The organism is Mycobacterium sp. ABE4_509 (genome assembly GCF_056160785.1).
In genome coordinates this window covers 1-2,165 of sequence record NZ_JBSWXU010000275.1, presented here as the reverse complement: position 1 = coordinate 2,165, position 2,165 = coordinate 1, and the positions used below count along the sequence as shown (strand labels likewise).

Genomic DNA, 2,165 nt, shown 5'->3' with positions numbered 1-2,165 from the left:
GGTCGCTGGGGAGCCGGCTCGGGGGCCTGGTGGCGCGGCGCGGGCGCGGCGGCGGGGGTGTCGGCCACCTGCCGGGCCCCGAGTTCGCTCAGGCTCGACACCCCGAAAGTACCGAGTTGGCTGGTGAAGCTGACCGATCCGAAGCCGCCGCCCTGCTGCTGCTGGACGCCGCCGATCTGGTGATCACCGGTGTCGAAGACGCGCGTGGCACCGTCGAAATGGATGGCCAGCCGCCGAGTCCCGGGGAAGACCGCGTAGCGGATGTTGTTCTGGCCGCCCGTCGAACTGGGCACGCCGAGGTCGGCGGGCCACCAGTTCGCCGCGGTGAAGCCACCCGCAGGGCCCGGAGAACCGGCGGCCGGCGCGGGAAACACCGTGGTGGTGGCCAGCAGCTGGGCCAACTCGTTGCACAGCGCGTCAACCCGCGCCTTGAGCCCGTGGTCGAACATGTCACCGACCATGGTCATGCCACCGCGCATCCACTGACCGCTGCCGCCGAGCTCGGGGATCGAGAACTGGGCCATGGTGCCGCCGCCGGTGTGGACGGCGAACAGCATGGCCAGCACCGCTTCGCGGGACAGCCCGTAGCGCTGGGCGAGGTCGCCGATGGCGCTCTCGGCGGCAGGGGTGACCGTTGCCTTCATGATCGTGAATCTTTCGTCGTCGGTACGGGACCGAGCGTACGCAAGATCCGGGCGCGGTCCCTCCCGAGGACGCCGCTCAGCGGTACGCCGGCAGAGGCGCACGCACGGGGCGGGCACCGGGAGCGGGGGTGGCCGGCGCCACCCGCTGCCGGCGCCGGCTGTCACGGGCGATCCGGCGGTTGAGCATCCGGTCGTCGCGGGCGCTCAGGGTGTGGCTGCGGTCGACCAGTAGATCCAGTTGCTGCCAGCTCAAACCATCCAGGTCGCCGTCGGCGTCATGGGTGGCGAGCACGACACAGCCGCGCAGCAGCGGCACCGTCTTGGCGGTGAAGTCCGTCGTTGCCAGCAACAGCTCGGTGGCCGCCCGGTTCACCCGGGCCTGGCAGCCCTGCGGAGACGGCCCGAACCAGTAGTCGAACTGGCGGTCGCTGCTGGTCAGCGATTGCAGGCCCTGCTCGCTGACGAGTTCGGCGATGTCGGCCTTGCTGTAGGCGCGAGTCTCATACACCGCGCCGCGGGTGCTGAGGTACAGAACTGTGTGCATGTTCTCGATCCATCCGGCTCTTTCTCTGCTGTCGGCTGTGGCGCAGCGAGGCGGCCACAGTGATCAGAGTTACCCATGTGACAGATGGGGCAAACCTCGGTAACGATGCGGCAACCACCTGTTTGACGTCCCACCCACCGAAAAAAGAATTGACGCCCAGTTCGTCTGGCCCCCCGACGATTTCCCTCTTCAGCCCCGATGACCGGCGGGTGGAGTTCACCAAACCTGTGTATAACGGTCGGTTATTGGGGAATGTCCACAGAGTGAATTCGAGCCTGCGGCGAGGCGAATCGAGGAGTTGGAGATGAATCCTGTGACGACGGCCTTCAGGGGTGTGACACGAGTGGCCGACGCGACCACCGCCGCCGCGGGAGCGGTGGGTGGCGCAGCTGTCAGCGGCGTGGTCGGTGGCGTGCAGGGCGTCGCCAACGGCGTGCGTTCCGGCCTCAGCAGCGGCAGCCATTCCTCGGCCGCCGCGGCACTCACCCTCGGCGCGATCGGCGCGGTCGGACTGGTCGAATGGCCACTACTGGTCACCGTCGGCGGCGCTGCGCTGGTGGTGCACCAGCTCAGCCATCGCACCGACGGCACCAACGGTGAGCAGTCCAGCAGCGCCCCGAAGGCGACCGCCAGCAAGCCGGCCAGCGCACCGGGCAAGTCGACGGCCCGCAAGTCGGCACCGACCAAGTCGACACCGAGCAAGTCGGCACCGAGCAAGTCGACGGCCCGCAAGTCGGCACCCCGCAAGTCTGCGGCGCGCAGCGGCTCCACCAAGTGAGAGCGGCTGTCAGCCGCCTGATCGGACGCGCGGCCGGTGTCGCCACCGCTCCCGTGGCTTTCACCGCTGCCTGCGCCACCACCGGCCTGGACATCGGCCTGAGAGTCAGCACCTCGGTCGCGCGGGGACTCGGCGAGGCGGTGGCTCCCCCGGGTGCCCGGGCGGGAGCCGTTGCCGCCGCCCGCGAACTCGTCGGCGG

Annotated in this window: 3 protein-coding genes; all 3 read right to left on the bottom strand. The window is 69.7% G+C overall.

The features are described 5' to 3' along the window. Positions 1–644, bottom strand: a 644-nt coding sequence (locus tag ACXAID_RS27840) for an SHOCT domain-containing protein (RefSeq protein WP_475025395.1), incomplete at its 3' end; no start/stop codon positions are given. 76 nt (positions 645–720) lie between these two features. After that, positions 721–1,188, bottom strand: a complete 468-nt coding sequence (locus ACXAID_RS27835) for a hypothetical protein (RefSeq protein ID WP_475025394.1) — start codon at positions 1,186–1,188, stop codon at positions 721–723. Positions 1,189–1,404: 216 nt separating this feature from the next. Then, the gene (locus ACXAID_RS27830; RefSeq protein WP_475025393.1) at positions 1,405–1,959 is read right to left on the bottom strand and encodes a pentapeptide repeat-containing protein; all 555 of its coding nucleotides are present in this window, start codon (positions 1,957–1,959) and stop codon (positions 1,405–1,407) included. Positions 1,960–2,165: the final 206 nt, after the last annotated feature.

Coding starts and splice junctions, on each gene's coding strand:
- ACXAID_RS27835 (WP_475025394.1), bottom strand. CDS start 1,188: ATGCACACAGTTCTGTACCTCAGCACCCGCGGCGCGGTGTATGAGACT.